At 41.9% G+C, this 24481-nt stretch carries 22 protein-coding genes and 1 other RNA gene; 9 read left to right on the forward strand and 14 right to left on the reverse strand.

The features are described from left to right. Window positions 1-26 precede the first annotated feature (26 nt). Together AB8P51_RS03985 and ppk1 are read left to right on the forward strand one after the other, a co-directional pair. On the forward strand, window positions 27-515 hold the full coding sequence (locus AB8P51_RS03985) for a histidine phosphatase family protein (RefSeq protein ID WP_369747463.1): 489 nt from the start codon (window positions 27-29) through the stop codon (window positions 513-515). Beyond that, a complete protein-coding gene (gene ppk1 / locus AB8P51_RS03990; protein ID WP_369747464.1) occupies window positions 512-2629 on the forward strand; it encodes a polyphosphate kinase 1 in 2118 nt (705 codons plus the stop codon). The genes AB8P51_RS03985 and ppk1 overlap by 4 nt, the downstream gene beginning before the upstream one ends. Window positions 2630-2712: 83 nt before the next feature. On the opposite strand, the gene AB8P51_RS03995 is transcribed toward ppk1, so the two are convergent. Together AB8P51_RS03995 and AB8P51_RS04000 are read right to left on the reverse strand one after the other, a co-directional pair. Further along, entirely contained in the window at window positions 2713-3294 is a 582-nt protein-coding gene (locus AB8P51_RS03995; RefSeq protein ID WP_369747465.1) for a tRNA-(ms[2]io[6]A)-hydroxylase, read from the reverse strand. A 91-nt stretch (window positions 3295-3385) separates the two neighbouring features. Then, on the reverse strand, window positions 3386-5194 hold the full coding sequence (locus AB8P51_RS04000) for a DNA polymerase III subunit gamma/tau (protein WP_369747466.1): 1809 nt from the start codon (window positions 5192-5194) through the stop codon (window positions 3386-3388). Between the two features lie 120 nt (window positions 5195-5314). Here AB8P51_RS04000 and rnpB point away from each other — a divergent pair. Then, window positions 5315-5624: RNase P RNA component class A (gene rnpB / locus AB8P51_RS04005), an RNA gene on the forward strand. Here rnpB and AB8P51_RS04010 read toward each other — a convergent pair. The 3 genes from AB8P51_RS04010 to AB8P51_RS04020 are packed head-to-tail and all read right to left on the reverse strand — an operon-like array spanning window position 5621 to window position 7631. Further along, window positions 5621-6163 carry an RsmD family RNA methyltransferase gene (locus tag AB8P51_RS04010; RefSeq protein ID WP_369747467.1) on the reverse strand — a complete coding sequence of 181 codons (543 nt, stop codon included), beginning with the start codon at window positions 6161-6163 and terminating at the stop codon, window positions 5621-5623. The two genes, rnpB and AB8P51_RS04010, sit on opposite strands and share 4 nt — an antisense overlap. Beyond that, a complete protein-coding gene (locus tag AB8P51_RS04015; protein WP_369747468.1) occupies window positions 6164-7003 on the reverse strand; it encodes a DUF3822 family protein in 840 nt (279 codons plus the stop codon). Then, a complete protein-coding gene (locus tag AB8P51_RS04020; protein WP_369747469.1) occupies window positions 6981-7631 on the reverse strand; it encodes a hypothetical protein in 651 nt (216 codons plus the stop codon). Before AB8P51_RS04020 ends, AB8P51_RS04015 begins: the two co-directional genes overlap by 23 nt. A 102-nt stretch (window positions 7632-7733) precedes the next feature. On the opposite strand from AB8P51_RS04020, the gene AB8P51_RS04025 reads away from it, so the two are divergent. The 6 genes from AB8P51_RS04025 to AB8P51_RS04050 all read left to right on the forward strand — a co-directional run bounded on the left by AB8P51_RS04025 (window position 7734) and on the right by AB8P51_RS04050 (window position 12971). Beyond that, entirely contained in the window at window positions 7734-9167 is a 1434-nt protein-coding gene (locus tag AB8P51_RS04025) for an ATP-dependent RecD-like DNA helicase (protein ID WP_369747470.1), read from the forward strand. A 34-nt stretch (window positions 9168-9201) separates the two neighbouring features. After that, window positions 9202-9771, forward strand: coding sequence for a DUF4126 domain-containing protein (locus AB8P51_RS04030; protein WP_369747471.1), 570 nt, complete (start codon window positions 9202-9204; stop codon window positions 9769-9771). Window positions 9772-9793: 22 nt separating this feature from the next. Beyond that, on the forward strand, window positions 9794-10522 hold the full coding sequence (kdsB, locus tag AB8P51_RS04035; protein ID WP_369747472.1) for a 3-deoxy-manno-octulosonate cytidylyltransferase: 729 nt from the start codon (window positions 9794-9796) through the stop codon (window positions 10520-10522). After that, window positions 10513-11211 carry an HAD family hydrolase gene (locus tag AB8P51_RS04040; RefSeq protein WP_369747473.1) on the forward strand — a complete coding sequence of 233 codons (699 nt, stop codon included), beginning with the start codon at window positions 10513-10515 and terminating at the stop codon, window positions 11209-11211. The genes kdsB and AB8P51_RS04040 overlap by 10 nt, the downstream gene beginning before the upstream one ends. 7 nt (window positions 11212-11218) lie before the next feature. Further along, window positions 11219-12346 (forward strand): iron-containing alcohol dehydrogenase family protein, encoded by a 1128-nt coding sequence (locus AB8P51_RS04045; protein WP_369747474.1) that lies wholly within the window; start codon window positions 11219-11221, stop codon window positions 12344-12346. An 85-nt stretch (window positions 12347-12431) separates the two neighbouring features. Continuing rightward, the gene (locus AB8P51_RS04050) at window positions 12432-12971 is read left to right on the forward strand and encodes a 1-acyl-sn-glycerol-3-phosphate acyltransferase (protein WP_369747475.1); all 540 of its coding nucleotides are present in this window, start codon (window positions 12432-12434) and stop codon (window positions 12969-12971) included. A gap of 102 nt (window positions 12972-13073) precedes the next feature. Here the strand turns inward: AB8P51_RS04050 and AB8P51_RS04055 are convergent, their stop codons facing one another. The 9 genes from AB8P51_RS04055 to thrC all read right to left on the reverse strand — a co-directional run bounded on the left by AB8P51_RS04055 (window position 13074) and on the right by thrC (window position 24473). Beyond that, window positions 13074-13559, reverse strand: a complete 486-nt coding sequence (locus AB8P51_RS04055) for a hypothetical protein (protein ID WP_369747476.1) — start codon at window positions 13557-13559, stop codon at window positions 13074-13076. Window positions 13560-13887: 328 nt separating this feature from the next. Then, window positions 13888-15531 (reverse strand): RagB/SusD family nutrient uptake outer membrane protein, encoded by a 1644-nt coding sequence (locus AB8P51_RS04060; protein ID WP_369747477.1) that lies wholly within the window; start codon window positions 15529-15531, stop codon window positions 13888-13890. A gap of 17 nt (window positions 15532-15548) precedes the next feature. Continuing rightward, entirely contained in the window at window positions 15549-18674 is a 3126-nt protein-coding gene (locus AB8P51_RS04065) for a SusC/RagA family TonB-linked outer membrane protein (RefSeq protein ID WP_369747478.1), read from the reverse strand. A gap of 407 nt (window positions 18675-19081) precedes the next feature. Further along, window positions 19082-19792 carry a YebC/PmpR family DNA-binding transcriptional regulator gene (locus AB8P51_RS04070; RefSeq protein WP_369747479.1) on the reverse strand — a complete coding sequence of 237 codons (711 nt, stop codon included), beginning with the start codon at window positions 19790-19792 and terminating at the stop codon, window positions 19082-19084. Window positions 19793-19864: 72 nt separating this feature from the next. Next, complete coding sequence (locus AB8P51_RS04075; protein ID WP_369747480.1) at window positions 19865-20152, reverse strand: 4a-hydroxytetrahydrobiopterin dehydratase; 288 nt, start codon at window positions 20150-20152, stop codon at window positions 19865-19867. Between the two features lie 102 nt (window positions 20153-20254). Beyond that, entirely contained in the window at window positions 20255-21076 is an 822-nt protein-coding gene (locus AB8P51_RS04080; RefSeq protein ID WP_369747481.1) for a sugar nucleotide-binding protein, read from the reverse strand. Between the two features lie 3 nt (window positions 21077-21079). Then, on the reverse strand, window positions 21080-21994 hold the full coding sequence (locus tag AB8P51_RS04085; RefSeq protein ID WP_369747482.1) for a glutaminase: 915 nt from the start codon (window positions 21992-21994) through the stop codon (window positions 21080-21082). After that, window positions 21991-23082 carry a glycine cleavage system aminomethyltransferase GcvT gene (gene gcvT, locus AB8P51_RS04090; RefSeq protein ID WP_369747483.1) on the reverse strand — a complete coding sequence of 364 codons (1092 nt, stop codon included), beginning with the start codon at window positions 23080-23082 and terminating at the stop codon, window positions 21991-21993. The genes AB8P51_RS04085 and gcvT overlap by 4 nt, the downstream gene beginning before the upstream one ends. A 98-nt stretch (window positions 23083-23180) precedes the next feature. Next, a complete protein-coding gene (gene thrC / locus AB8P51_RS04095; RefSeq protein WP_369747484.1) occupies window positions 23181-24473 on the reverse strand; it encodes a threonine synthase in 1293 nt (430 codons plus the stop codon). Window positions 24474-24481 lie beyond the last annotated feature (8 nt).

Consider the following 24481-nt stretch of genomic DNA (forward strand, 5'->3'; position numbering starts at 1 on the left):
TTGTCATAATCTTTATACACACAACTATGAAACATTTAATAATGGTCAGACATGGCAAGTCCTCCTGGGATTTAGGAGTAGAAGACCGTGACAGACCTTTGAAGGAAAGAGGCGTGAAAGACGCACATAAAGTATCACGTCATTTCGGTGCTTTTTCAGTTAAGCCTAATATAGTATATTCCAGCCCGGCCATCCGTGCGCTACATACCTGTGTTATTTTTCTCAGGGTCATGAAAATTCCATATCAGAAATTCTCACTTGCAGATGGACTGTATGTATTTTCAGGTAACGAATTGCTCGACTTTCTAAGAGATCTGCCGGATTCACAGGATAAGATCATGATTTTTGGACACAATCACGCTTTTACTGAAGTCGTTAATGAATTAGGGGATGTTCATATCGATAACGTCCCGACCACCGGTCTTGTTCATCTTTCTTTTAATATCAGGCAGTGGAAAGACATAAAACGCGGCAAAACCGAAAGAGTTGTGATCCCCAAAGAGCTTAGTCTATGATTAAGAACAAAAACAGATATATCAACAGAGAAATCAGCTGGTTAAAATTTAATGACCGTGTGCTGCAGGAAAGTGCCGATCCTAATGTTCCTCTGATTGAGCGACTCCGGTTCTTAGGGATTTTTTCAAATAACCTGGATGAATTTTTTAAGGTTCGATATGCCACAGTAAAGCGTATCGTGGAGGCCGGAAAATCAGGAAAGAGTGTCCTCGGCGGAGAAGTGGCCAAGGATCTGCTGGAAGAGATCACGAAAATTGTAATTAAACAACAGACCCGCAGCCTTGAAATCCACAATGACATTGAAAAAGAGCTGGAAGGGGAAAATATTTTTCTGATCAACGAGGAAGAGGTAACCGAAGAGCAATCTAAATTCTTGAAGACTTATTTCCAGGAGAAAGTAAGTCCGCAACTTATGACCATTATTCTCAATGACCTTGCCTCCTTTCCGATGCTCAAGGACAGTGCTGCGTATCTGGCCATTAAAATGATCCTTAATTCTGATCATAAAACCGAGGCAGGACATCATGAAAACGACATCAGTTTTGCCCTTATAGAAATCCCAAAGGGGATCGACAGATTTGTAGTCTTACCAAAGGAAGGTGACAAACATTATATCATCATTCTGGATGATCTTATCCGCTACTGCCTGAAAAGCATTTTCTCGATGTTCGATTACGCTTCTATATCGGCACACATGATTAAAATTACCCGCGATGCAGAACTCGATATCGACAACGATCTCAGTAAAAGTTTTATTGAAAAAATATCCTCCAGTGTGGATAACCGAAAAATAAGCGATCCGGTTCGATTCGTCTATGACAAGAGTATTGAGGAAGATACACTTAGGTTTCTGACTGAAAAGATGGGGATCACCGATACTGATAGTGTCATTCCGGGTGGCAGGTATCACAATAGAAGAGATTATATGAGCTTTCCGAGTCTTGGCAAGGAAGATCTCATGTACAAAAAGATCAAACCTCTTGCAATAAAGGGAATCGACCTGGAAGGGAGTTTTCTCGATCAGATCGCTGAAAAGGATTTTCTACAATACACCCCTTATCACAAATTTTCATATATCATTCGCTTTCTTCGGGAAGCGGCGCTCGATCCCAAGGTGAAAGCCATCAAAATCACGGTCTATCGCCTCGCTGATAATTCCCAGGTAGTTTCTTCCCTGATCAATGCGGCCAAAAACGGAAAGCAGGTAACTGTGCAAATAGAGCTCAGAGCCCGGTTTGACGAGACGGCCAACATCGGCTATGCCGAACAGCTGCAGGAGGAAGGGGTAAAACTTATCTTCGGGGTGCCGGGCTTAAAAGTACACAGTAAGATCTGTCTTATTGAGCGGGAAGAACAGGATGGGATCAGGAGATACGGACTGGTCAGTACAGGTAATTTCAACGAGACCACTGGAAGAATTTATACTGATTATACCCTGTTTACAGCCAACGATAAAATCCTGAAAGAGCTGAATATGGTTTTCGATTTCTTCGAAACCAGCTACAAAATCAATAAGTACAAACACCTGATTGTTTCCCCCCACTACACCAAAAGTGTATTTAAAAAACTCATTGATAATGAGATAGAAAACGTTAAACAGGGAAAAGAGGCCTATATCAAGATAAAGATGAATAGTCTTACCTCGTATAATATGGTCGATAAATTGTACGAAGCGAGTAGGGCCGGGGTAAAAGTAAAAATGATTGTCAGAGGAATTTGCTGCCTCATTCCGGGGATAAAGGGGATGAGTGAAAATATAGAAGCAATCAGTATTGTAGATAAATTTCTGGAACATCCTCGACTTTTTATCTTTTCCAATGGGGGAGACCCAAAAATTTATATTTCATCAGCCGACTGGATGACAAGGAATATTGAGAATAGGGTAGAAGTTGGATGCCCTGTTTACGATCCGGAAATTAAAAAAGAACTCATAGATACTTTTGAGATCTGCTGGCAGGATAATGTGAAAGCCCGAAAATTTAATGAAGAACAGGACAATGCCTATGTAAGGAATAACAAGCCCAGCTTAAGATCCCAGTTTGCCCTTTATGATTATTACCAAAACAAGCTCACTGAAAAGAAAAAACAACACCTCCCGTCATCTGTTGAATAATGGAAAAGGTGGCAAAATGGCTGAATCTGAAGTTGGAACTTCTCAGTATGCATTGGACCTACAGGCTGAATGAGGTGTAAGCATCATCCATGGATGGTTTCCCTGGTTCCGAGATCTTTCATAATGGTAGCTTCGTATTCGAGGAGTGCATTCCATTTGGCATCCACTTCTTTCCGATCGCCATACTTACGCGCAAAATTCAGAAATAAAGTATAGTGTCCGGCCTCGCTTTCCATCAGAGAGCGGTAGAATTCCGCTAATTCCTTATCCTTCAATTGTTCAGATAACAGCCTAAAGCGTTCACAACTTCTAGCCTCAATAAGAGCGGCGTAAAGTAATCTGTGTACTAATTGTGTTGTCCTCGAACCCCCTTTTGGAAAAAACTTTTGCAAGGCAATGGCATATTCATCTTTCCGGTATTTTCCCAGCGTCTTACCTCTGGCCAGGATACGTTCATGCACCATTTTAAAATGCCCCATCTCTTCCCTTGATAAGGCGATCATTTCATTTATTAATTCCGGGTATTCCGGAAAAGTAACGATGAGTGAAATTGCGGTACTTGCTGCCTTCTGCTCGCAATAGGCGTGGTCTGTGAGGATCTCATCGATATTCATTTCCACAATGTTAACCCACCTGGGGTCTGTAGGTAATTTAAGTCCGAGCATTGCTGTATTTAATCTGATTTACTAGCTGATAAAATTAATAAAAATGAGGGGGAATAAAACTATCAGGGTCCTTCAACCTTTCCAATAGACATTATAGATCGAGGTCGAAAGTCTTTCGTAAAAGATCTATGGCAGGATTTTTTTCTCGTAGTTTTTCATATTTCTCTTCCGGTGTAAAGGCGTATTTTCTAATGGTTTCCTCGTTGACACTGATAGAGAGCTGGAGATAATGATTGTTAAGAGAGGCTTTGAGGTAGTTCATAAGGGAGGATTGCTCTCTTTCCACCTCCTTTTTCATAGTATCGTTTGGTAATTCTATAGAGATAGTATTATCCTTAATTTTAGGGAGATCAGAGCTCAGGTTGCTCGCTAGTATTTTTTTTCCTTCATCGTCAATTTTTTGCACGTAATCATGCCAGTGTTTCCTTAGATCCTCAAGAGTAAAGGGGTCATTAGGCAGTGAATCTTCGTCATAGGTGACTTCAATCTTATTGAGTTCGTGTTTTTTCTTCGCCTTGATACTGGAAAGGGAAAGACCGGATACGCGTTTGGGCGGACTCTTAATTTCTATCTTACGCAGGGGTTCTGATACAACAGCCTGATCATGATTAAAGGCTTCTTCCACGATTTTTACTTCTTCTACCTCAGGTTCTGTGACGGTTGCTTCAGCTTCCTGCCCATTTGTATTTACATCCGCTTTCGGTTGGGGGGAAGTTGTTGTGAGTTCCGGGTTTACAGGCTTTTGTCCTTCCTGTTTTGCCAAAAGGCGGTAATACGAAGCCGGAATCAGGGCATTTAGTGGGAGGATGTTGTTGTGCTTGTTGTCAGGATTTTTTTTTTCACCTGAAAACGAAAGAGATGCCAGTTTCATCAGGGTAAGCTCAACGAGGAGTCGGGCATTTTTACTGCTTTTGTACTTAAGGTCCGTTTCGTTTGTAAGTTCGAGAGCCTTCAGCAGGAATTCCCTCGAAGTCTTTTTGGATTGTTCCAGGTAGAGTTGCTTGGCATGATCTCCTACTTCCAACAGTTCTATGGTATCTTCATGTCTGCATACCATCAGGTCACGGAAATGTGATGCCAGACCTATTATGAAGTGGTGGCCCTCAAATCCCTGGGCAAGAATTTTATTAAACAGCAGCAATAATCCCGGAATGTCGTTTTCGAGAATAAGCTTGGTGACTTTAAAATAAGTGTCGTAATCGAGGACATTTAAATTCTCAGTGACCGCCTTCCTGGTTAATTCTTTTCCTGAAAAACTTACTACCCGGTCAAAAATAGACAGTGCGTCCCGAAGTGCACCATCTGCTTTTTGCGCGATGATATGCAAGGCATCATCCTCTGCAACCACTCCTTGCTGTTCTGAGATATACTTGAGATAATTTGCAGCATCAGTTACCGTAATGCGCTTAAAATCAAAAATCTGGCAGCGTGAGAGAATAGTTGGGATGATCTTGTGCTTCTCAGTTGTGGCCAAAATAAAAATGGCGTGTTTGGGTGGTTCTTCCAGGGTCTTTAGAAAAGCGTTAAAAGCCGACTGGGAAAGCATGTGAACCTCATCAATGATATATACTTTGTATTTCCCTACCTGAGGAGGAATACGCACCTGGTCTATGAGGTTTCTGATGTCATCCACAGAATTATTGGATGCAGCATCGAGTTCAAAAATATTAAAGGCAAAGTCCTCGTCTTCTCTTTCGGAACCATCCCTGTTGATCTGCTTGGCAAGAATACGCGCACAAGTAGTTTTACCTACACCTCTGGGACCGCAAAACAACAAAGCCTGCGCCAGGTGATTATTTTCAATGGCGTTGGTAAGTGTATTGGTAATAGCTTCCTGCCCAACGACATCTTTGAAAGTCTGGGGTCTGTACTTCCTGGCAGAGACAATAAATGGTTCCATGGATAATAAAATGCTGCAAGGGCACATGCCCTCTCTACAAATATAAAAATAGCTGGCGGTTAGCACCCGGCTTTTCATGCTGATTACCTACTTTTTATCAACAATTGACTACCTTTGCAGGAAGCAGATCACCTTATCGCTTTCCGCAATAGCGGGAGGAGGAAAGTCCGGACACCTTAGTGCGGCATAGCGGGTAACACCCGTCGTCTTGTGAAAGCAGGATAGGACAAGTGCAACAGAAAGTATGTACAGGTTAAGCTGTAGTGAAATCATGTAAACTCTATGCGGTGAAACGCCATGTATATCAGCGATTGAGGGCTGCACGTCCGAGCTGAAGGGTAGGCGGCTAGAATGTTTGGGTAACCAAACATCCAGATAAATGATAAGGACCCTTAAGGGAACAGAATCCGGCTTATGATCTGCTTTTTATATTTCCTTTTTAAAGAAGCTAAAGCTGCTATTCCCGTATTTCCTGACCGAAGAAAAGTGTGCAAGATGCGACAGGTCTGTCTTTTTAGCATGCTCAATAACCAGCGACCCATCAGCTAAAAGCAAGTCCCGTTCAAAGACAATGTGATGAATCAAACCGAATTCATCTGCCGAAATATTATAGGGCGGGTCGGCAAAAATCAGATCGTACTTTTCCCGGGTTTTTTCGAGAAATTTAAATACATCCACTCGTTTGGTTGCTATTGAGAATTCCCACTCTTCTGATTTACTTGCAATAAAGCTAATACATCCGGAATGTGTATCCACACTGGTGACTTCCTTACAACCCCTGGAAGCAAACTCGAAGCTCATATTGCCTGTTCCGGCAAAAAGATCGAGGACTTTTATGTCTTCAAAGTAATAGTTGTTGGTGAGAATATTGAACAGGGCCTCTTTTGCCATATCCGTAGTAGGTCTTACAGGCAGATTCTTTGGAGGGGTAATTCGCCTCCCTTTGTGGGTTCCCGAAATGATTCTCATTTACAGGGCATTTATGACCAGATAATTATCTGCAGGTTTGGGCCCTTCATAGGACAGGCCATCAGGTATATCGGGAATATAGATGGAAAAGTTTTGAATGTATTCCTGGCACAATTCAAATACGGCATCTCCTTCTTCAATCGCCCCAAAAAGTCTGAGTTTAATCTCGTTGGTATCAAATCCGAGTTGTTCCAATGAAAACATGAGGTAGTAAAGAAAGTCTTCCGGAGTTTTGTAGGTAAAATTGTTAAACAACAAAAGCTTTTTATTTCGGACGATGATCAGATCAAATTCCTCGGGGCTAACATAGACATAGCAAACGGGTTCATTTCCAGAGCTGCTGCTCGCGAGAAGGGATTCAATCAGGACCGTTGCGTGATGTTTAAATTCAAAATCCCCAAAGAGGTCATATATATCATTATTGATGTTGACAAAGGGCACATAAACGTTTACCAAATCAAAAGAGGGGATTTCATCGTATTCGAGGAGGTCATTTGCCAGAATTTTGGCATTGTACTTCAGGTAGTTGGGCAATTCACCGGAATCGAACAGTACTTTGGGGACAAGGCTGAACAAATCATTTCTGTGCACTGCAATAACCTCTGAAAATGAATAGTCGGTAATTGCCTGTGTCTTAATAAACGCCTTTAGTTCTTTCTGGGCTTCAAAAGGATTAAGCCTGGAGCGGAACCTGTAGGATTCTGATCTTATAATCTTTTTGCCAATGGAGTCGAGAATGCAAAAAGAAAGTCCATTCAGGCTCACCTGAATGGACAACTTATAATAATCTTCTAGAATTATATCGTTAATAGCCTCGCTATTGGTCTCCTTTTTTGTCATAAATAGGGGGCCAGTTTCCGTTAGTACTTACCTCGGTAAGTGAACCAACTTTGATCTCCGATCCATTTACTTCTTCCACGCTAATTTGAGCGTTTTCTCTTGTGAGGAGGTCCTTAGGCTGATCGTAGAGTATGATATCTTTTTTAACCTTAACTTCGAATACAGGAGCTCTATAACCGCTTTTATCGATAATATCGGCTTTCATTTCAAACTGTTCTCCCTCCTGAGCATAAGGAACAGACATCATAGATTTATATCGATCATCGCCTTTAAAGAGTGAATCCTTAACAGAAACAAATCCTAAGGTGTCTATGATAGTCACTTCCTGGAGGAGATCAATTCCGTATGTTTTATCGAACTCCATATAAGATGAATCACGTTGCTGGGTAATGGTGTATTTACCGGTATCTACAAATGAAATCAGGCTTTTAAAATCATTAGCAAATTTTCCATTAACCGTTTTATAAGCTTCCTGGGAATTTCGGATATCTTTCATCACAGAAATTACCTTACTAAAACGTTCCTGTTTTACTTTTTTAAACTCAATAGGTCCGGTAACTGATCGATAGATCAAGTAACCTAAAACAATACAGGCGATCCAAAGTACTATTTGCAGAATGGTTTTCATTAGAACTCGAATTAGTTAAATTTAGCGGTTCCAACAAATCTACAATTTTTTTTTAATCGCAAAAGGTTTTGACCTAAAAATCCTCTTTATCTTTGGGCTTCTATGGTAACAACCACCCCGGCTTCTTTCTACGCATTACTGAAGAACAACTTCCCGCATCACCCCACTGAAAAGCAGGATATAACGCTGCAATTGCTATCTGAATTCCTGCTTTCGAAGACGAAGGATGATTTATTCTTACTCAAGGGTTTTGCCGGGACGGGTAAGACCACAATCATAGGTAATTTGGTTACCAATCTGTGGAATACCAAAATGAAATCTGTTTTAATGGCTCCTACGGGCAGGGCGGCCAAGGTAATGTCTGCTTACGCTAAAACGCAGGCTTTTACAATCCATCGGAAGATATACTTCCCAAGGAAGCAAAGAGGTGGTGGGATACAGTTTGTACTGGCACCAAATAAACATAGAAATACTGTTTTCATTGTAGATGAAGCTTCGATGATCCCGGATACACCATCAGACAGTAAACTCTTTGAGAACGGTTCTTTGCTCGATGACCTTATTCAATTTGTGTATTCCGGGCATCAATGCAAGCTGATTTTAATCGGGGATACGGCTCAGTTGCCTCCGGTACGGCTGACATTGAGTCCGGCCCTTAACGAACATCAGCTACAATCGCGCTTTTCCAAAGATGTTACAGTCATTGAACTCGATGAGGTGGTACGGCAGGTTCAAAATTCCGGAATCCTTGTCAATGCAACGGATTTAAGGAATCAGCTTGACGATCACTTCAACGCCACTTTTCAGTTTCAGCTTAACACTTTTGCCGATATCGTTCGCCTTACTGATGGTTATGCTATACAGGAGGCTATAGAAGAAGCTTATTCCTCCCAGGGAAAGGAAGAGACTGCATTGATCGTCAGATCGAACAAAAGGGCGAACTTGTACAATGAAAATATCAGGAATAGAATCCTCTTCCTTGAGAACGATCTGGCCGCTGGGGATTATCTCATGGTGGTCAAGAATAATTACTACTGGCTTAACCCTAAGTCGGAAGCAGGATTTATCGCCAATGGGGACATCATTGAGATTCTGGAAATATTCTCTTTTAAAGAACTTTACGGCTTTCGCTTTGCTGAAGTGAAAATCAGAATGACGGATTACCCCAATCAAAAGCCTTTTGAAACGGTACTGTTACTCGATACCCTTTCAGCTGAGACGCCATCACTGTCTTATGAAGACGGCAACAGGCTCTATCAGGAGGTGATGAAGGATTACGCACATGAATCCTCCAAATACAAGAAGTTTCTGGGAGTAAAAAACAATACTTTTTTTAATGCTTTACAGGTGAAATTCTCTTATGCAATAACTTGTCATAAATCTCAGGGAGGGCAATGGCACACGGTGTTTGTAGAACAACCCTACCTGCCCTCCGACCCGGACAGGGAATATTTTCGCTGGTTGTATACAGCCATAACCCGGGCTCGGGAAAAGTTGTATTTAATTGGGTTTAAAGACGATTTTTTTCTTGATTGATAATACGTTACTTTAGTCAAAAGAACCTCAGCAGATGACCGCAGAGACCATGATCAGTATATTTTTGGGAATAGGCCTGGCAGCCTCAGTGGGCTTCAGGGTATTTTTACCTCTTTTTGTACTCAGTCTGGCCGCTTATTTTCAAGTATGGGACCTCAATGATCAGTGGGAATGGATCGGTAGTATTCCCGCGCTGATTACCTTGGGCGTGGCTACGGTGGTTGAGATATTTGCCTATTTTATTCCTTATGTGGATAATTTACTCGACAGTATTGCCCTTCCATTAGCGGCTTTAGCAGGAACGGCGGTAATGGTTGCTACTGTTTCAGAACTGGATCCGGTCATTACCTGGTCCCTGGCAATTATCGCAGGTGGAGGAACGGCAGCGGCCATAAAAGGGGCTTCAGCAACAGGGAGACTAACGTCCACAGCAACAACAGCAGGCATAGGAAATCCAATTATATCCCTTATCGAAACGGCAACAGCTTTGCTGATGTCTGTGGTTTCAGTTATTGCCCCTGTAATTGCCTCTATCCTGGTAATTCTGTTGTTGATTTTTATCTTTACTATTTACAGGAAGTTAAGGCCCAGATTAAGCAAATAAGCAGATAGACAGAAGAAATAATATGAAAATAATCGCCATGATTCCCGCCAGATACGCCGCTTCCCGCTTTCCGGGAAAGCTTATGCAGGATCTGGGAGGGAAACCGGTTATCCTGAGAACGTATGAAGCTGCGCAGGCGACGGGTTTGTTTGAGGAGGTCTACGTGGTAACTGACAGCGAACTTATTTATAAGACAATTGAGGAAGAAGGCGGGAAGGTGATGATGAGCGTAGAGGAACACGAGTGTGGGAGTGACAGGATAGCAGAAGCCGTAGAAAACCTGGATGTGGATATAGTGGTCAACGTACAGGGAGATGAGCCGTTTACGGATAAAGAAAGCCTGGCAAGTCTTATAGAGGTGTTTAGGCAGGATGATGCAGGTGAAATTGACCTTGCATCCCTGATGACAAAAATCACAGAAAGAGAGGATATAGAGAATCCCAATACAGTGAAGGTAATTGTGGACCAACTAAATTTTGCGCTGTATTTCTCGAGATCGGTGATACCGTATCCCAGGGCTGTGGGCATCACACCAACATATTACAAACATAAAGGGGTGTATGCTTTCAGGAAGCAGGCGGTACTCGATTTTAAGCGGTTGCCGATGTTACCCCTTGAAGCTTCTGAAAAAATTGAGGCCATCAGGTACCTGGAGTACGGGAAGAAGATTAAGATGGTAGAGACAAGTATCACGGGTATCGAGATTGATACTCCGGAAGATCTCGAAAAAGCAAAGGCAGCATGGAAGTAGATTTCAGTGGAATAAAAGTGATTGGTTTTGATGCCGATGACACTCTCTGGGTGAATGAAACCTATTTCAGGGAAGCTGAAGAAGAGTTTACATCACTTTTAGAAAATTATGAGACCAAGAATAAAATCGATCAGGAACTATTCAGGACGGAGATCGATAATTTGGATCTCTACGGGTATGGGATCAAGAGTTTTACACTTTCAATGATCGAATCGGCCCTGGATATTTCAAATAATCAGGTGTCGCAGACAACCCTTTCAAAAATTTTGAATCTTGGTAAAAGGATGATTGCCCATCCCGTGGAATTGCTCGATGACGTAGAGGAAGTACTGAAGGAATTAGCTGATAAATACCGTCTAATTGTTTTAACAAAGGGAGATCTTTTAGATCAGGAGCGCAAACTGGACCGATCGGGTTTATCTGAGTATTTTCACCATGTGGAAGTGTTAAGCGATAAAAAAGAAATGAATTATAAAAACCTTTTAGACCACCTGGAGATTGGTGTAGAGGAATTTCTGATGATCGGGAATTCCCTTAAATCTGATGTATTGCCTATCTTAGCTATAGGCGCTAAGGCTGTTCATGTTCCCTTTCACACCACCTGGGCACATGAGGAAGTAGACCCTTCAGCACATACAAATGATCACCTGACCCTCTCTGGAATAAAGGACATTTTAAAATACCTCTGAACCCCCAATGGAAACTGAGAAAAAACCCGCAATTGAAATGGTTAAAAAAGGATCTAAATCCCAATTTAAGAATTTTCCTATGGTACCCAGGGTGGTTTATGGTGTTGGCTGCTTTGATCAACTGGGTGACATACTATTACCAAAGCGAAAGAATTCAGAAGCCCCCATTATTTACCTTGTTGATGAGGTATTTGAGCATAAAGCGCTGCCGGGAAGGCTTCCGGTATTGTTTAACGATAAGGTAATCTTTATTTCAGCTGATGAAGAACCCAAAACCGAGCAGGTTGATACCCTGGTGAGTTATATTAAAAAGGAATTTGAGGAGTTGCCATCCGGTATTGTTGGAATAGGAGGGGGAACCCTTCTGGATATGGCTAAGGCTGTATCTATCATGCTCAACAATAATGGGAGTGCACATAATTATCAGGGATGGGACCTTGTGGGAAAACCAGCCATATATCACGTGGGAATACCTACTATCAGCGGTACAGGCGCCGAGGTTTCAAGAACTACTGTTTTACTGGGACCCAGTAAAAAACTCGGGATCAATTCAGATTACACCACTTTTGACCAGGTACTCTTAGATCCTGATCTTACCATAGGGGTTCCCAAAGATCAATGGTTTTATACCGGGATGGACTGCTATATACACTGTATTGAGTCGCTCAATGGAAGTTATCTTAATGCTTTTAGCCAGAGTTACGGGGAAAAGGCACTGGATATGTGCAAAGAAGTTTTTCTGGGAGATCTGAGTCCTGAAGAATCCAGGGAGAAACTGATGATGGCATCCTGGCACGGGGGAATGAGCATAGCATATTCACAAGTAGGAGTAGCGCATGCCATGAGTTATGGGTTGTCTTATGTTCTCGGGACCAAGCACGGAATTGGAAATTGTCTCGTATTTCAGCATCTACAGGATTATTATCCTGAAGGGGTGAAGCTGTTCCACGAGATGAAACGGCAGCATAAGATTGAATTGCCTAAAAATATCTGCGGGGCTCTAACCGACGAAGAAATGGATACTATGATCTCTGTATCCCTGGGGATGGAACCCCTGTGGGAGAATGCTCTCGGCAGATCATGGCGCGAAAAGATCAGCAGGGAAACACTGAAGGAACTCTATCTTAAAATATAATCCTGTCCTCGTTTCGATCCGAACTTAGACCTGATCTGTACAGTACATAATATCCGACTTAAATTGTTATTTTACCGGGAATCATATGATGCAAAAACTGAGTTCTTTTATCTTTCATCGATTGTGGGGCTGGGAACTCATCGGACGTTTTCCGGAAGTATCCAAATGTGTGGTGATTGTCGCCCCTCATACCAGTTGGGTAGATTTTATTGTTGGTTTGCTAGTTCGTAGCATTGTTGGAAAGCAGGTCCACTTTATTGGAAAGCACAGTTTGTTTAAACCGCCTTTCGGCTGGATCTTTCGCAGTCTTGGAGGTACGCCTATAGACCGCAGCAAAAACAGTGATACTGTGGCCCAAACGGTGGAGATCTTCAGGCAAAGAGAAGTATTCAGACTTGCCCTTTCACCCGAAGGGACCAGAAAAAAAGTTGAGAAATGGAAAACAGGCTTCTATTATATTGCCCGTCAGGCACAAGTTCCGATTATTATGGTTGCCCTCGATTTCGGGAAGAAACAGGTAAAACTTTCTGAACCTTACTTTCCCACGAACAACAAGGATGCAGATTTTGAATTATACAGAAAATTTTTCCAGGGTGTTGTTGGAAAGATACCTGCTTATACTTAAGTCAGTTCATTTTAAGAAATAAATTTTAGGTCAGTATTGTATTTCAGATATCAATTAGGATCCTGATTTAAATCAAACTGTCTATAAATTTTTAACCCCGGTTTAAGCCCGTACAAAATCGAAATGTATGGTACATGGTTCTGCATCACCGTCATTATCAAAGTCGTACTCTCCTGTGTCAGTACCTCCGTTGATGGTAAATGTGGTGCCATCCCAGGTATGACCGTAAGAGTCCCAGTCGTCCGGTTCATCGTCCCATACTATGGAAAAGAAGTAGCTGCCTTCCCATTGCTCCCAAAACATTTCCCCGCTAACGGTATAAGCTGTTCGGTCAACAGGATCGATGGTTAATGTGAAACGTCCATTTGAGTTAACAGTCATTCTTACAGTACCTCCATCTTCCACAACATCAACAGAAAGGGTACTCACACTAAATTGTGCCTGTGTGGCTACCCAGTTTCCGGCGAGCTCACTGATGTTAAAAGGACCTTCTTTGGTCAGTGAATCTTCATCTGATTTATCACATGAAAAGACAAGGAATAGTAGGCTGAACATAGTCAATACCAGTACTTTTGCTGAAGTTCTCATGATTTCTTTATTTTATATAATTACGAAATAAGGATTTAAAAATCCTTTGACCTAAAGGTAGGATCGTTGCACAGGTTGAGCAATGATATTGGTCATTCAACAACCGAGAAGTGTAGTAAAAGGTAATAGCTCAATCCATTTTGGAATTTCAATGCAAGTTTTATCGAAATCTCATACAAATAATGAGATACTATTAATGAGAATAAGAATTACAATTCTGAAGTGCAATTTTCACCTAAGGAATAAACACAAATAAAGCCCTTTATTAACAGTTGCATAAAGGGCTTTACTACTAGCTAAATCAAACAATTATAGCTTAAAATGAGATTTAATTCTGATCACCCGGACCTAAATTAGGATTGGCATCAATTTCAGCCTGTGGGATCTTAAAGATCCAGGCGTCGTTAACAGAAGGTCGTTCAACCTGATATGCCTGCTGATACAGAATCTCTGAAGCACCTGAGCCACCATCAGCAGCATGGTCAATACCTTCATCCCATCGAATTTTATCGGTGTATCCAAATCCTTCTCCCCATAGCTCCAGGCCTCTTTGAAATTTGATATGGTCCATTAAAGCCTGTTGAGTATTGTATATACTGACATCGTATGCACTATCTCTTTCACTGCCAAGAGGGTCCAGGGCAGCCTGGGCTCCTGGAATGTCATTTAACATGGCTCTTGCTTCAGCCTCAATTAAATACATCTCTGAAGTACGCATGTAAATAACGTCATCAGGATCTATAGAACCTGGGTTCTTATTTTTGAGCTTAAAGTGCATATAAGGATGCAGATTAAACCTGGAAGTAAGACCGTAAGTGGCATACAGTTCTGCTACTCTGGCATCAAACACAGCTTCGTCTGTGTAATTCGGGTCGTTTCCGAAACCTCCCTCTCCATTGGCTGCTGAGGAGTTGGTATTAGGCGCGTCGACTATAAATGCTTTCTTCCTGTAATCAGTATCAGGGGTTGCATCAATCAGCCTTCGGTCTGCAATCTTAGGATTATTCCTAATCTGACTTCCGTTAAAGGTGTTACTTGCCAAGTAGAAATAGGAACGGAAGAAGGTAGTTTCAGCATCAATGACATTTGATCCCCAAATCACTTCAGAAAGATTATTTGTATTAAATCCGGAAAGCCAATCGGCTTCGTTCATTAAAGGAAAACCATCTCTTGCCAGTACTGCGTTATCTGCAGCAGTCTGCCAATCTCCAGTGGATAAGGCCATTCTTGCCTTAAGGCCATAAGCGACATTTATATTTAATTGTGATTTTGTGTCAGCTCCACCACTTGGTCTCGGGCTACCGATCTGGAACAGACGTATTGCCTCATCGAGGTCTGCTTCTATCAGATCGTATACCTCCTGTACCGTTGATCTTGGTGCGCTTGTAAAAGGAGCCTCCGAAGAAAACAAAATTGGGACTCCGGGGTCAGCTGATGGATTGCCAATCAGATAACCTCTGGCATAATGCTGCACGAGAGAAAGATAAGCATAAGCCCTATATGTATAGGCCTGACCTAAAATGGTGTTTAGGGTTGGAGTTTCCGTTAAACTTCCATTCGTTCCATTATTTATTAAGCCGTTTGATCCAGCAATAATATTATAGCGGTGGTACCACAAGATCTCATTTGTTAAAGAAAAAGGATCGGTATGGGAAAGCCACTGCATTTCAGTTCTCCACCCCAAATTATTTGCACTGGCAGAGTGGATTAAACCTCCAGTCAAATTATCCCCCAGAGGGACCCAGTAGTGGTTTCCTGCCCTTGCCGTATTCCCTCCGGGGAATATGGTCTGGGACTGGGAGTACAAACCACGATGCAGCCCATTGAGGACCAGTTGCATGTTCTCTTCGTTAGCAAATGCGTCAGCCGCAGCTATAGCATCTGTTGGTGTAGTATCAAGGAAATCTTCCTCACATGAAGTTATGGTAATCGCCAGGATTGCCAATAACACAATTTTAATTCTACTTAACATAACTATTATTTTTTTGATTAAAATGATACGTTCAGTCCTAAAGAAATAATTCTTGCAGGATTAAAGTCGTTACCAGCAGGTGTTCCTGCTAAATTATACTGTGGATCCAATCCATCTCTCTTGCTCTTTAAATACAAATTCTCTCCGGAGATAGCAACTCTTAAAGCTGACAGGCCCAGGGCGTCAGTAATCTGGCTGTTAAAATTATAGCCAAAATTGACATTTTTCAAAGACCAGAAAGAAGCGTCGGTAAGGAAGCGATCTGATTGTGTCCGTACCAGGTTGGCATTTCCGGCTTCCAGTCGGGGAACATCAGTGATGTCACCAGGCTGTCTCCATGCATTCAGGATGTCCGGATGGTAAGACCTTCCAAAATCACCACTGTGCATCATTGCTGAGTATCCATTATCCAGGAAAGAACCGCCAATTCCAAAAGTAACCAGGAAATCGAGTGTGAATCCTTTATAACTAAGGCTATTAGCAACTGACCCTAAAAGATCTGGGATAGTACTGTCGCCTGTATAAGCTCTTTCAGTAGCCTGCCAGTCATTTGTGGTTTCTATATCACCATTGGCATCCAGTACGGGAACACTCTCACCGTCATCATCAAGTTCGTAGACAAAAAACAATTGGTCTCCATTACTTGGGTCAACTCCAGCTGTTCTTAACAAGTAAAAATCGAATCTGGAACGTCCTTCTGCCCATCGCTTGGATCCATTGATAAATGGATCGGGTAAACTGGTGATCTCATTTTTAAAAGTTGATCCCTGTAAGGTAACATTCCAGCGAACATCGTTACTATTGACCAGGTTTGTGGTCAACGCAACTTCCCAACCGGAGTTGTACATATCTCCGATATTGGTGGGAACTGTATTTAGACCATTACTAATGGGGATGGGTAAGTTATACAATAGATCAGAAGAATTCCGCTTGTAGTACTCTACAGACCCGTCAAATAAATTGTTAAATAATGAAAACTCCAGGGCTACATCAAAATTCTCAATAGTTTCCCATTGTAGCGCTGCATTTCCAAGATCGGTGTTTATGATAGCAGGATTTGCGGCATTGGAAGTAATTGAAAATCGGGGTTGTGACAGGAAGAAGTCTAATAAATCATCATTACCAACTTCCCCGTAAGAACCTCTTATCTTCAATGCATTTACAAAACCAACATCATCCATAAAACCTTCCTGATCGATCCTCCATGAAGCACCCACGGAGTAAAATGTACCCCATCTTGATTCGCTGCTGAATACAGACGAACCATCCCTCCGGACCGAAGCACTTAAATAGTACTTATTATCAAAATTGTAATTGGTTCTGAGGAAATACCCTTCAATTGCTTTCCTTGTTGTATTTCCACCTAGTCTTACGATGTTTGAAAAGTTATCGTTTACGAAAATACCACTAGCCGTTTGTACAGTTTTCAGGCCATTAATACTGTTAAAGGTTCTGTCAAAACTTTCATGTCCGGCGGTGATATCTATATTGTGATTGCCGAAACTATTGGTATAGGTCAGGATTTGGTTGAAGTTTTCTACCTGCCTTCTGAATCTGTCGTCACTGAACCTTCCATCCGGTTGAGCATCTCCTATTATAGCATTTTCATATTCTTGTTCCAGACCCTCATTGATATCTCTACCATAATTTAAACGGAGTTTAAGGCCGTTTAAAATCTCCCATTCCCCGAACATCCTGAAACCATAGGTATTATCCCTGTCTCGTTCGTCATTCAGGAGCAGCTCCTGCAGTGCGTGACGTCCCTGGCTGATAGGCCTTGATCCAATATTGTATTCAGAGAATCCTTCACCATTGTCAAAAAGCGGATTCCCGAGAGGATCTAAGACGATATTACCCTGTAAATCGTTCACATAAACCGGATATACTGAACCAATATTTTTGGCAAAGCCAAAAGGATTTACAATACTTCCTGTTCCTGCAGAACTGGGCCCTGCTGCATTGGAAATAGTAACATTGGCACTACCGCCAATGGTAATGCGATCAGAAACATTGAATTCAGCGTTTACACGTGTTGTTAGTCGGTCAAATTCTGAAGTAACTACATAACCTTCTTCATCGAGATATGAGGCCGAGAAAAATACCCTGTGGTCTTCACCTCCACCAGAAACATTGACGTTGTAATTCTGCCGTACGCCCGTTTTTGTGAGCACATCATACCAATCCAAACTTCTATAAATAACCTGGGCCGCGGGATTTATCTGGCCATTTATTCCAACAATCTGGTCATTGGGGACATTGAATGGGTTATATCCAAGACTCTGGTAGATGTTGGCTGAAGCATAAGCAGGATCTCCAGCCCCTGCACTTGAATTTTTTAGGGCTTCCCACATAGTTTCGTAGTACTGCTCTGGGCTTAACTCATCATAAAAAGGGATAGCCTGGCTTGTCAGCCCATACTGCATGGAGGCATTCACCTGAATATCTCCACGGGTACCGGTCTTAGTAGTAATTATAACTACTCCGTTAGCAGCCCTGGAACCGTATAAAGAGGTTGAAGCTGCATCCTTGAGTATTGTAAAAGAAGCAATATCTTCCTGGTTAATAGTGTTTAAGGCACCTTCATACTGAACCCCATCAACAATAAACAAGGGATCTGAATCCCCATTAAGTGTACCTACACCACGTATAACAATGCCTGGCGAAGATCCGGGTTGCCCGGAAGGCGATGTAAACTGAATACCCGTTGCCCTACCTTCTATAGCGGCAATAGGTGAGGTAACGTTTCTGATAGCCAGGTCTTCGGCACCTACCACTGCGGCAGATCCGGTAAAGGCTTCTTTCGTTGACGTACCGTATGCCGTTACGATGACCTCATCTAAAGTTTGGGTGTCTAATTCCATTTGTACATTAATAGTACTGGAAGATCCGACAGTTCTTTCTGTCGTTCGCTGGCCTATGTAGCTATACCTGAGCGTTTGTCCTACTGCAGCATTAATGCTGTAATTCCCATCGAAATCAGATTGTGTACCACTTGTAGTGCCAACTATTACAATTGAAACACCTGGTAAAGGCACCCCCGTTTCGTCGGTGATGGTACCACTAATCATTTTTTCCTGGGAAAATCCAAGTTGGGAAGTTAGCATAAACAACGATGCTAAAATCCAAATGTGTTTAGATTTCATTTAAGAAGGTTTTTGTGTTAGTCCCTTCAATCTATGACTTTTTTAAAGAAATTACTAATTAAGCACTGACATTAACAGAATAGAGTTATGATAAGAATTATGTAAAAAATAGCCTGAAAGTCGATTACATAAATATATGTAGACAAATTAAACTTTTGACCAATTAAGTATTAGAGGCCTGAAAATTGGTATTATTTAACCCCTTAGGGATACTATTTTAAGTAGCAAATATTGACCCGGAATAAATTATGATAATAGCAAAACTCGATAAGGACAATAAGAATGGAGAAAGTAAAAGGGGGTATTATCTAAAAGTTTCAATTAGTGCAAAAAGAAATTGTAAATGCTATCGGTTTGATCAGTAAAGAAAAGCACCTGCCATTTGTCAAAAGCCGTATGATTAGTGCTTACTCCTTCATGGTGTGATATACATTCTGCACATCATCGTCCTCCTCTATTTTTTCGAGAAGTTTTTCCACATCTTCGGCTTCCTCGGCAGAGAGTTCCTTGGTGACCTGGGGAATCCGTTCAAAACCTGATGAGAGAATTTCAATCTCCCTGCTTTCCAGTTCTTTTTGTATAGCGCCAAAACTTTCAAAGGGTGCATAGATCATGATCCCATCCTCGTCTTCAAAAACTTCTTCCACCCCGAAGTCGATCATATCCAGTTCCAGTTCTTCCAGATCTATCCCTTCTGCCGGGATTCTGAAATTACAGGTGTGATCGAACATAAATTCAACTGAACCTGAAGTACCCAGGCTTCCGTTGCATTTATTAAAATAGCTTCGGATATTGGCCACTGTACGGGTGTTGTTATCAGTTGCTGTTTCAATCAGGATGGCTATTCCATGAGGTGCGTACCCCTCAAACAGTACTTCCTTAAAATCGCCCTGGGATTTATCACTGGCCCTTTTGATGGCTCGTTCAATATTATCTTTGGGCATATTGACCGATTTGGCATTCTGGATCACAGCACGCAGCCGGGAATTTGTATCCGGATCGGGCCCTCCCTCTTTGACAGCCATTACAATATCCTTCCCGATTCTTGTAAAGGCTTTGGACATGGCCGACCAGCGCTTTAACTTACGTGCCTTTCGAAATTCAAATGCTCTCCCCATAAACTTTCAGATCTAAATCTGAGCAAATTTAGTAATTTTCACATCCATCACAAGTGGTGAAAGTTGGCCTTATTATTCACTTTCTATAATCGTTTCGATACTGCTCGCTAGCGCAAAATCTTTATCCGTAACTCCTCCGGCGTCATGAGTGCTAAGTCTTATTTGCAGGGAATTGTAAACATTGGTCCAGTCCGGATGATGATTCTGAGCCTCACATTCAAAAGCAATTCGAGTCATCACCGTAAATGCTTCCTTGAAATTTTTAAATTCGAAGGAGGTTTCTATCGCGTCATTATTGAATTCCCAGCCTTCTAAATTTTTTAGTTTTTCTTCGATCTGTTCGTGATTGAGCTTTTCCATGGAATAATTTTATTTAAATAATTATTGAAATGTGGAATTCAGTATCCACCATTTTTATAAAGTTAGTGGAATTATTAAAGCGTTGAAAATAAACAGAACTGATCAGCCCATCACATGGTGATCAATAACTTCCTGATAGGTGAAGCGAAGATTTTTTGGAAGGGGGTGATCTTTCGGAAGAACTGCCAAATAGCGTTCCTCATTAGTTGTAAATACCCTTTTGTAAATGGGATTAAAGCTTCCCACCCGATCAACCACCTCCCGGATAAAATCCTCGTGATGAACCAGGTCTGAACTTCCCAGGTGAAAAACACCAAATTTATTCCTATTGATTAGGTAGTGTACCTGCTGGGAAAGTTTATCATCATCCGTGACATTGATCACCAGGTTGGGAAATACTTCAATAGCTTCATTATTCCAGATCGCTTGTTTGATCTCTTTTATCCTTGGCGAAGTATTTCCAAATACCATGGGTAACCTCAGAATACAGGCTTTCTTCTTTGGTAATCTGAGCAGCATGTTCTCAATTTTTATTTTCAGCCGCCCGTAAATACTCTCCGAGAGGGTTTTATCATTTTCATAGGAGGGGAATTTGCTGTAAGCGTCAAAAACATTGGCAGAAGAGAGAAAAATAATCCGGCAGTTATTTTTAGATATGTATTCCACGATATGCTGGTGTGCCTGGATCTGCGCTGCAAAATCACCTCTCAGAGTTGATATTATAATATTGGGCCTGACATTTTCAAGGAGTTGGTACACATCATCTTCCTGCATATCATAAGAGAAGAACTGCTGATTGGTTTTATAGCCATTTCTTGAGGAGAAATAGGTGCCATAGGTATCATAGTAGTTGCACAATTCCTTGTAAAGTGCATTACCTATAAATCCGCTGCCGCCTAAAATGAGTATTTTTTTCGATTCCAAAGCCTAGAAGATAGATAATCCGGTTTTGGAGGTTAATTGCTCCAGTGCCAACATCCCCAATTTTGAGTTTCCTTTAGGGTTCAGACCGGGAGACCAGGTTACCACGCAAAACTTATTAGGCAACAAGGCTACAATACCTCCGCCAACGCCACTTTTTCCCGGGAGTCCAACTTCAAAGGCAAATTCACCTGCCTCATCGTAAAATCCGCAAGTGAGCATAATGGCATTGATTCTTTTTACCTGATTAATACTGAGATAAGCTTGGCCTTGCAGGCATTTACCTTTATTCATGAAAATATAGAAAAGTTTGGCCAGTTGCCTGCAGGACATTGTTAAAGAACACTGGTGAAAATAAAAATCCAGAACAGTTTCTACGTCGTTTTTAAGATTGCCATATGATTTTAGTAAGTAGGCAGCAGCATAATTATTAAACCCGCTTCTTTTTTCCGATTGCGCCACTTTTTCATCATAATAGATCTCTGGCTCATTTGATATACGCCTGACATAGGAAAGAAAATCATCTTTAGGATTATCGAAATGACTTATCAGTACATCACAAACAACCAATGCCCCGGCATTTATCAAAGGATTTCTGGGGATCCCATTCTCCATTTCTAAAAGCGAAAGATGGTTAAAAGGATCCCCTGATGGTTCAACTCCCACTCTTTTCCATAACTGGTCACCAACTTTGCCAAAGGCCTGTGCGAGGGAAAGTACTTTGGAAATACTTTGTATGGAGAAAGCCTCCTCTGAGTCTCCTGAACTAAAATTGTTATTCGACGAATCAATTAGGTGTATTCCAAACTTATTTTTGTCGGCTTTGGCCAATTCCGGAATATAGGTAGCTACATCACCACGATCATAAACGGACTGCAGATTATTCGAAATACCCTCAATAATCGCTTGAAAATCTATCATTTAGATTTGTAAAATGGAAGTTTTACTACGGTTGCCGGTATAGTATTTTTTCTAATTTTAATAAGGATTTCACTGTCAATTTCAGAGTGATTTGTTGGTACATATCCCAAACCAATACCCTTTCCGAGCGAAGGTGACATGGTTCCGGAGGTAACCTGTCCGATCTCATTCTCCTCCTTATCCAAAATGGGATAACCCTGTCTGGGTATACCGCGTTCATTTAGTTCGAAGGCTACTAATTTTCTGGAAACCCCTTCTTTTTTCTGAAGTTCCAGACTAGCCTTGTTGACAAAATCATCTTTGGCAAACTTAGTGATCCAACCCAGTCCTGCTTCAAGTGGGGAAGTGCTGTCGTCAATATCATTGCCGTAAAGACAATACCCCATTTCAAGTCTCAGGGTATCCCTGGCAGCCAATCCAATAGGCTTTATGCCATATTCGGCGCCGGCTTCAAGCACCTTGTCCCAAACCTGTTTTACTTCTTCATTTTTGCAATAGATCTCAAATCCACCTGAACCTGTATAACCTGTCGCGGAGATAATCACATGGGGTATATCGGCAAAATCGGCAACCACAAACCTGTAAAATTTGATTTCAGAAAGATCTACAGATGTAAGGGATTGCATGGCTTCAACCGCTTTGGGACCCTGAATGGCGAGCAGGGAATAGGCTTCGGAAATATTCTTCATTCCCGCTCCGATATCTTTATTGTATCTGGCGATGTGCTCCCAGTCTTTCTCAATATTTGAAGCATTCACCACCAGGAGATAGACCTCTTCCTTTACCCGGTAAATAATAAGATCATCAACAATTCCACCCCTTTCGTTGGGTAAACAGCTGTATTGTGCCATCCCAACCTCAAGCTTCGCAGCGTCATTGGAAGTGACTTTTTGGATAAGTTCCAGGGCCTTTGGTCCCTCGATCAAAAATTCCCCCATATGTGATACGTCAAACACACCCAGTGCGTTCCGTACCGTCTCGTGTTCAACGTTCACCCCTTCGTAAGAAACCGGCATCATATATCCTGCAAAAGGAACCATTTTAGCTCCCAGTTCCTGATGTGTTTCGGTCAGTGCTGTAGTCTTCATAAAACGCCATTATTTTGTGGCGCAAAGGTATTGAAAATAAGTCGTAGCTAGTTTCTGTGAACAGAAAATTTGCCCTGAAAAAAAGCAAAAGTCCTTTGTTATGAAAGGAGAAATTCCCTTAGTTCCTCATAGGTTGAAATGGGATGGGAAACTTTCTTTTTGTCCATAACCTCTTTAATTTGGGCAGGCAGGGGGATCGTAGTATTCAGAGTATCGGTTACCACATCTAAAAATTTCACGGGATGTGCAGTTTCCAGAAATATACCCTGAGAATCGGGATGTGTTTCCCTGTATTTCAATAATCCCAAATAACCAACAGCTCCATGGGGATCGGCGATGTAATTCGATTCGTCGTATATGTTTCTCATAGCCTCTTTGGTCTCCTTATCGGAAAACGAAAAAGAACTCAGGTTCTTTTTTAAGGCTTCAAAATCATTGTTATGCAACTCCAGTATTCTGATAAAATTGCTGGGATCTCCTACATCCATGGCGTTGGAAATGGTAGCCGTTGAAGGATGCGGCTGATATTCTGAAGTTTCCATAAATCTGGGGACGGTATCATTGACATTGGTGGCTGCAATAAAATGGCTGATAGGCAGCCCCATTTTCTGAGCGACCATTCCCGCACAGATATTGCCAAAATTGCCACTGGGTACCGAAAAGACCAGTTCTCCTGCCGACACCTCTTTTTGACGATAGGCCAGCATATAATACAACATCTGGGGCAGCCAGCGGGCCACGTTGATGGAATTCGCCGAAGTGAGCTGAACCGAACCCTTTAAACGTTCATCTGTAAAGGCCTTTTTAACCATACGCTGACAGTCGTCAAAGGTTCCCTCTACTCTCAAGGCCCTGATATTTTGTCCAAGGGTGGTAAGTTGCTTTTCCTGGATATCACTTACCTTGCCGTCGGGGTATAAAATAACCACATTTACCCCGGGAACACCGAGAAATCCCTTTGCTACTGCTCCTCCTGTATCCCCTGATGTAGCGACCAGGACCGTCACTTCATTGTCCTCATTTCTATAGAAGTACCCAAGGCTCAGGGCCATGAATCTCGCGCCCACATCTTTAAAAGCCATGGTTGGGCCGTGGAAAAGTTCCAGCGCGTCAATACCTTCACTTATGGGGACTAAAGGGAAATCGAAATCCAGAACCTGTTTTAAGATCCCCTCCAATTTTATTTGAGGAATATCCTGCTGTACAAATGGAGTCATGGCTTCCATTCCAATTTCCAGTGCAGAACGCCCGGCTATATCCTTAATGAAGGCCTCTGGAAGTACAGGAATATGCTCGGGGAAGTACAGTCCGCCGTCCGGAGCTATTCCACGTATAACTGCTTCCCGGTAGCTGACATCAGGAGCTTTTCTGTTGAGGCTATAGTATTTCATTTTCTTGA

Source organism: Muriicola sp. SD30 (assembly GCF_041205185.1).
Classification (GTDB): Bacteria; Bacteroidota; Bacteroidia; order Flavobacteriales; family Flavobacteriaceae; genus Muriicola.

Bases quoted from the DNA above. Each gene is read 5' to 3' on its own strand.
- AB8P51_RS03985 (WP_369747463.1), top strand. From the start codon at position 27: ATGAAACATTTAATAATGGTCAGACATGGCAAGTCCTCCTGGGATTTA.
- ppk1 (WP_369747464.1), top strand. From the start codon at position 512: ATGATTAAGAACAAAAACAGATATATCAACAGAGAAATCAGCTGGTTA.
- AB8P51_RS03995 (WP_369747465.1), bottom strand. From the start codon at position 3,294: ATGCTCGGACTTAAATTACCTACAGACCCCAGGTGGGTTAACATTGTG.
- AB8P51_RS04000 (WP_369747466.1), bottom strand. From the start codon at position 5,194: ATGGAACCATTTATTGTCTCTGCCAGGAAGTACAGACCCCAGACTTTC.
- AB8P51_RS04010 (WP_369747467.1), bottom strand. From the start codon at position 6,163: ATGAGAATCATTTCGGGAACCCACAAAGGGAGGCGAATTACCCCTCCA.
- AB8P51_RS04015 (WP_369747468.1), bottom strand. From the start codon at position 7,003: ATGACAAAAAAGGAGACCAATAGCGAGGCTATTAACGATATAATTCTA.
- AB8P51_RS04020 (WP_369747469.1), bottom strand. From the start codon at position 7,631: ATGAAAACCATTCTGCAAATAGTACTTTGGATCGCCTGTATTGTTTTA.
- AB8P51_RS04025 (WP_369747470.1), top strand. From the start codon at position 7,734: ATGGTAACAACCACCCCGGCTTCTTTCTACGCATTACTGAAGAACAAC.
- AB8P51_RS04030 (WP_369747471.1), top strand. From the start codon at position 9,202: ATGACCGCAGAGACCATGATCAGTATATTTTTGGGAATAGGCCTGGCA.
- kdsB (WP_369747472.1), top strand. From the start codon at position 9,794: ATGAAAATAATCGCCATGATTCCCGCCAGATACGCCGCTTCCCGCTTT.
- AB8P51_RS04040 (WP_369747473.1), top strand. From the start codon at position 10,513: ATGGAAGTAGATTTCAGTGGAATAAAAGTGATTGGTTTTGATGCCGAT.
- AB8P51_RS04045 (WP_369747474.1), top strand. From the start codon at position 11,219: ATGGAAACTGAGAAAAAACCCGCAATTGAAATGGTTAAAAAAGGATCT.
- AB8P51_RS04050 (WP_369747475.1), top strand. From the start codon at position 12,432: ATGATGCAAAAACTGAGTTCTTTTATCTTTCATCGATTGTGGGGCTGG.
- AB8P51_RS04055 (WP_369747476.1), bottom strand. From the start codon at position 13,559: ATGAGAACTTCAGCAAAAGTACTGGTATTGACTATGTTCAGCCTACTA.
- AB8P51_RS04060 (WP_369747477.1), bottom strand. From the start codon at position 15,531: ATGTTAAGTAGAATTAAAATTGTGTTATTGGCAATCCTGGCGATTACC.
- AB8P51_RS04065 (WP_369747478.1), bottom strand. From the start codon at position 18,674: ATGAAATCTAAACACATTTGGATTTTAGCATCGTTGTTTATGCTAACT.
- AB8P51_RS04070 (WP_369747479.1), bottom strand. From the start codon at position 19,792: ATGGGGAGAGCATTTGAATTTCGAAAGGCACGTAAGTTAAAGCGCTGG.
- AB8P51_RS04075 (WP_369747480.1), bottom strand. From the start codon at position 20,152: ATGGAAAAGCTCAATCACGAACAGATCGAAGAAAAACTAAAAAATTTA.
- AB8P51_RS04085 (WP_369747482.1), bottom strand. From the start codon at position 21,994: ATGATAGATTTTCAAGCGATTATTGAGGGTATTTCGAATAATCTGCAG.
- gcvT (WP_369747483.1), bottom strand. From the start codon at position 23,082: ATGAAGACTACAGCACTGACCGAAACACATCAGGAACTGGGAGCTAAA.
- thrC (WP_369747484.1), bottom strand. From the start codon at position 24,473: ATGAAATACTATAGCCTCAACAGAAAAGCTCCTGATGTCAGCTACCGG.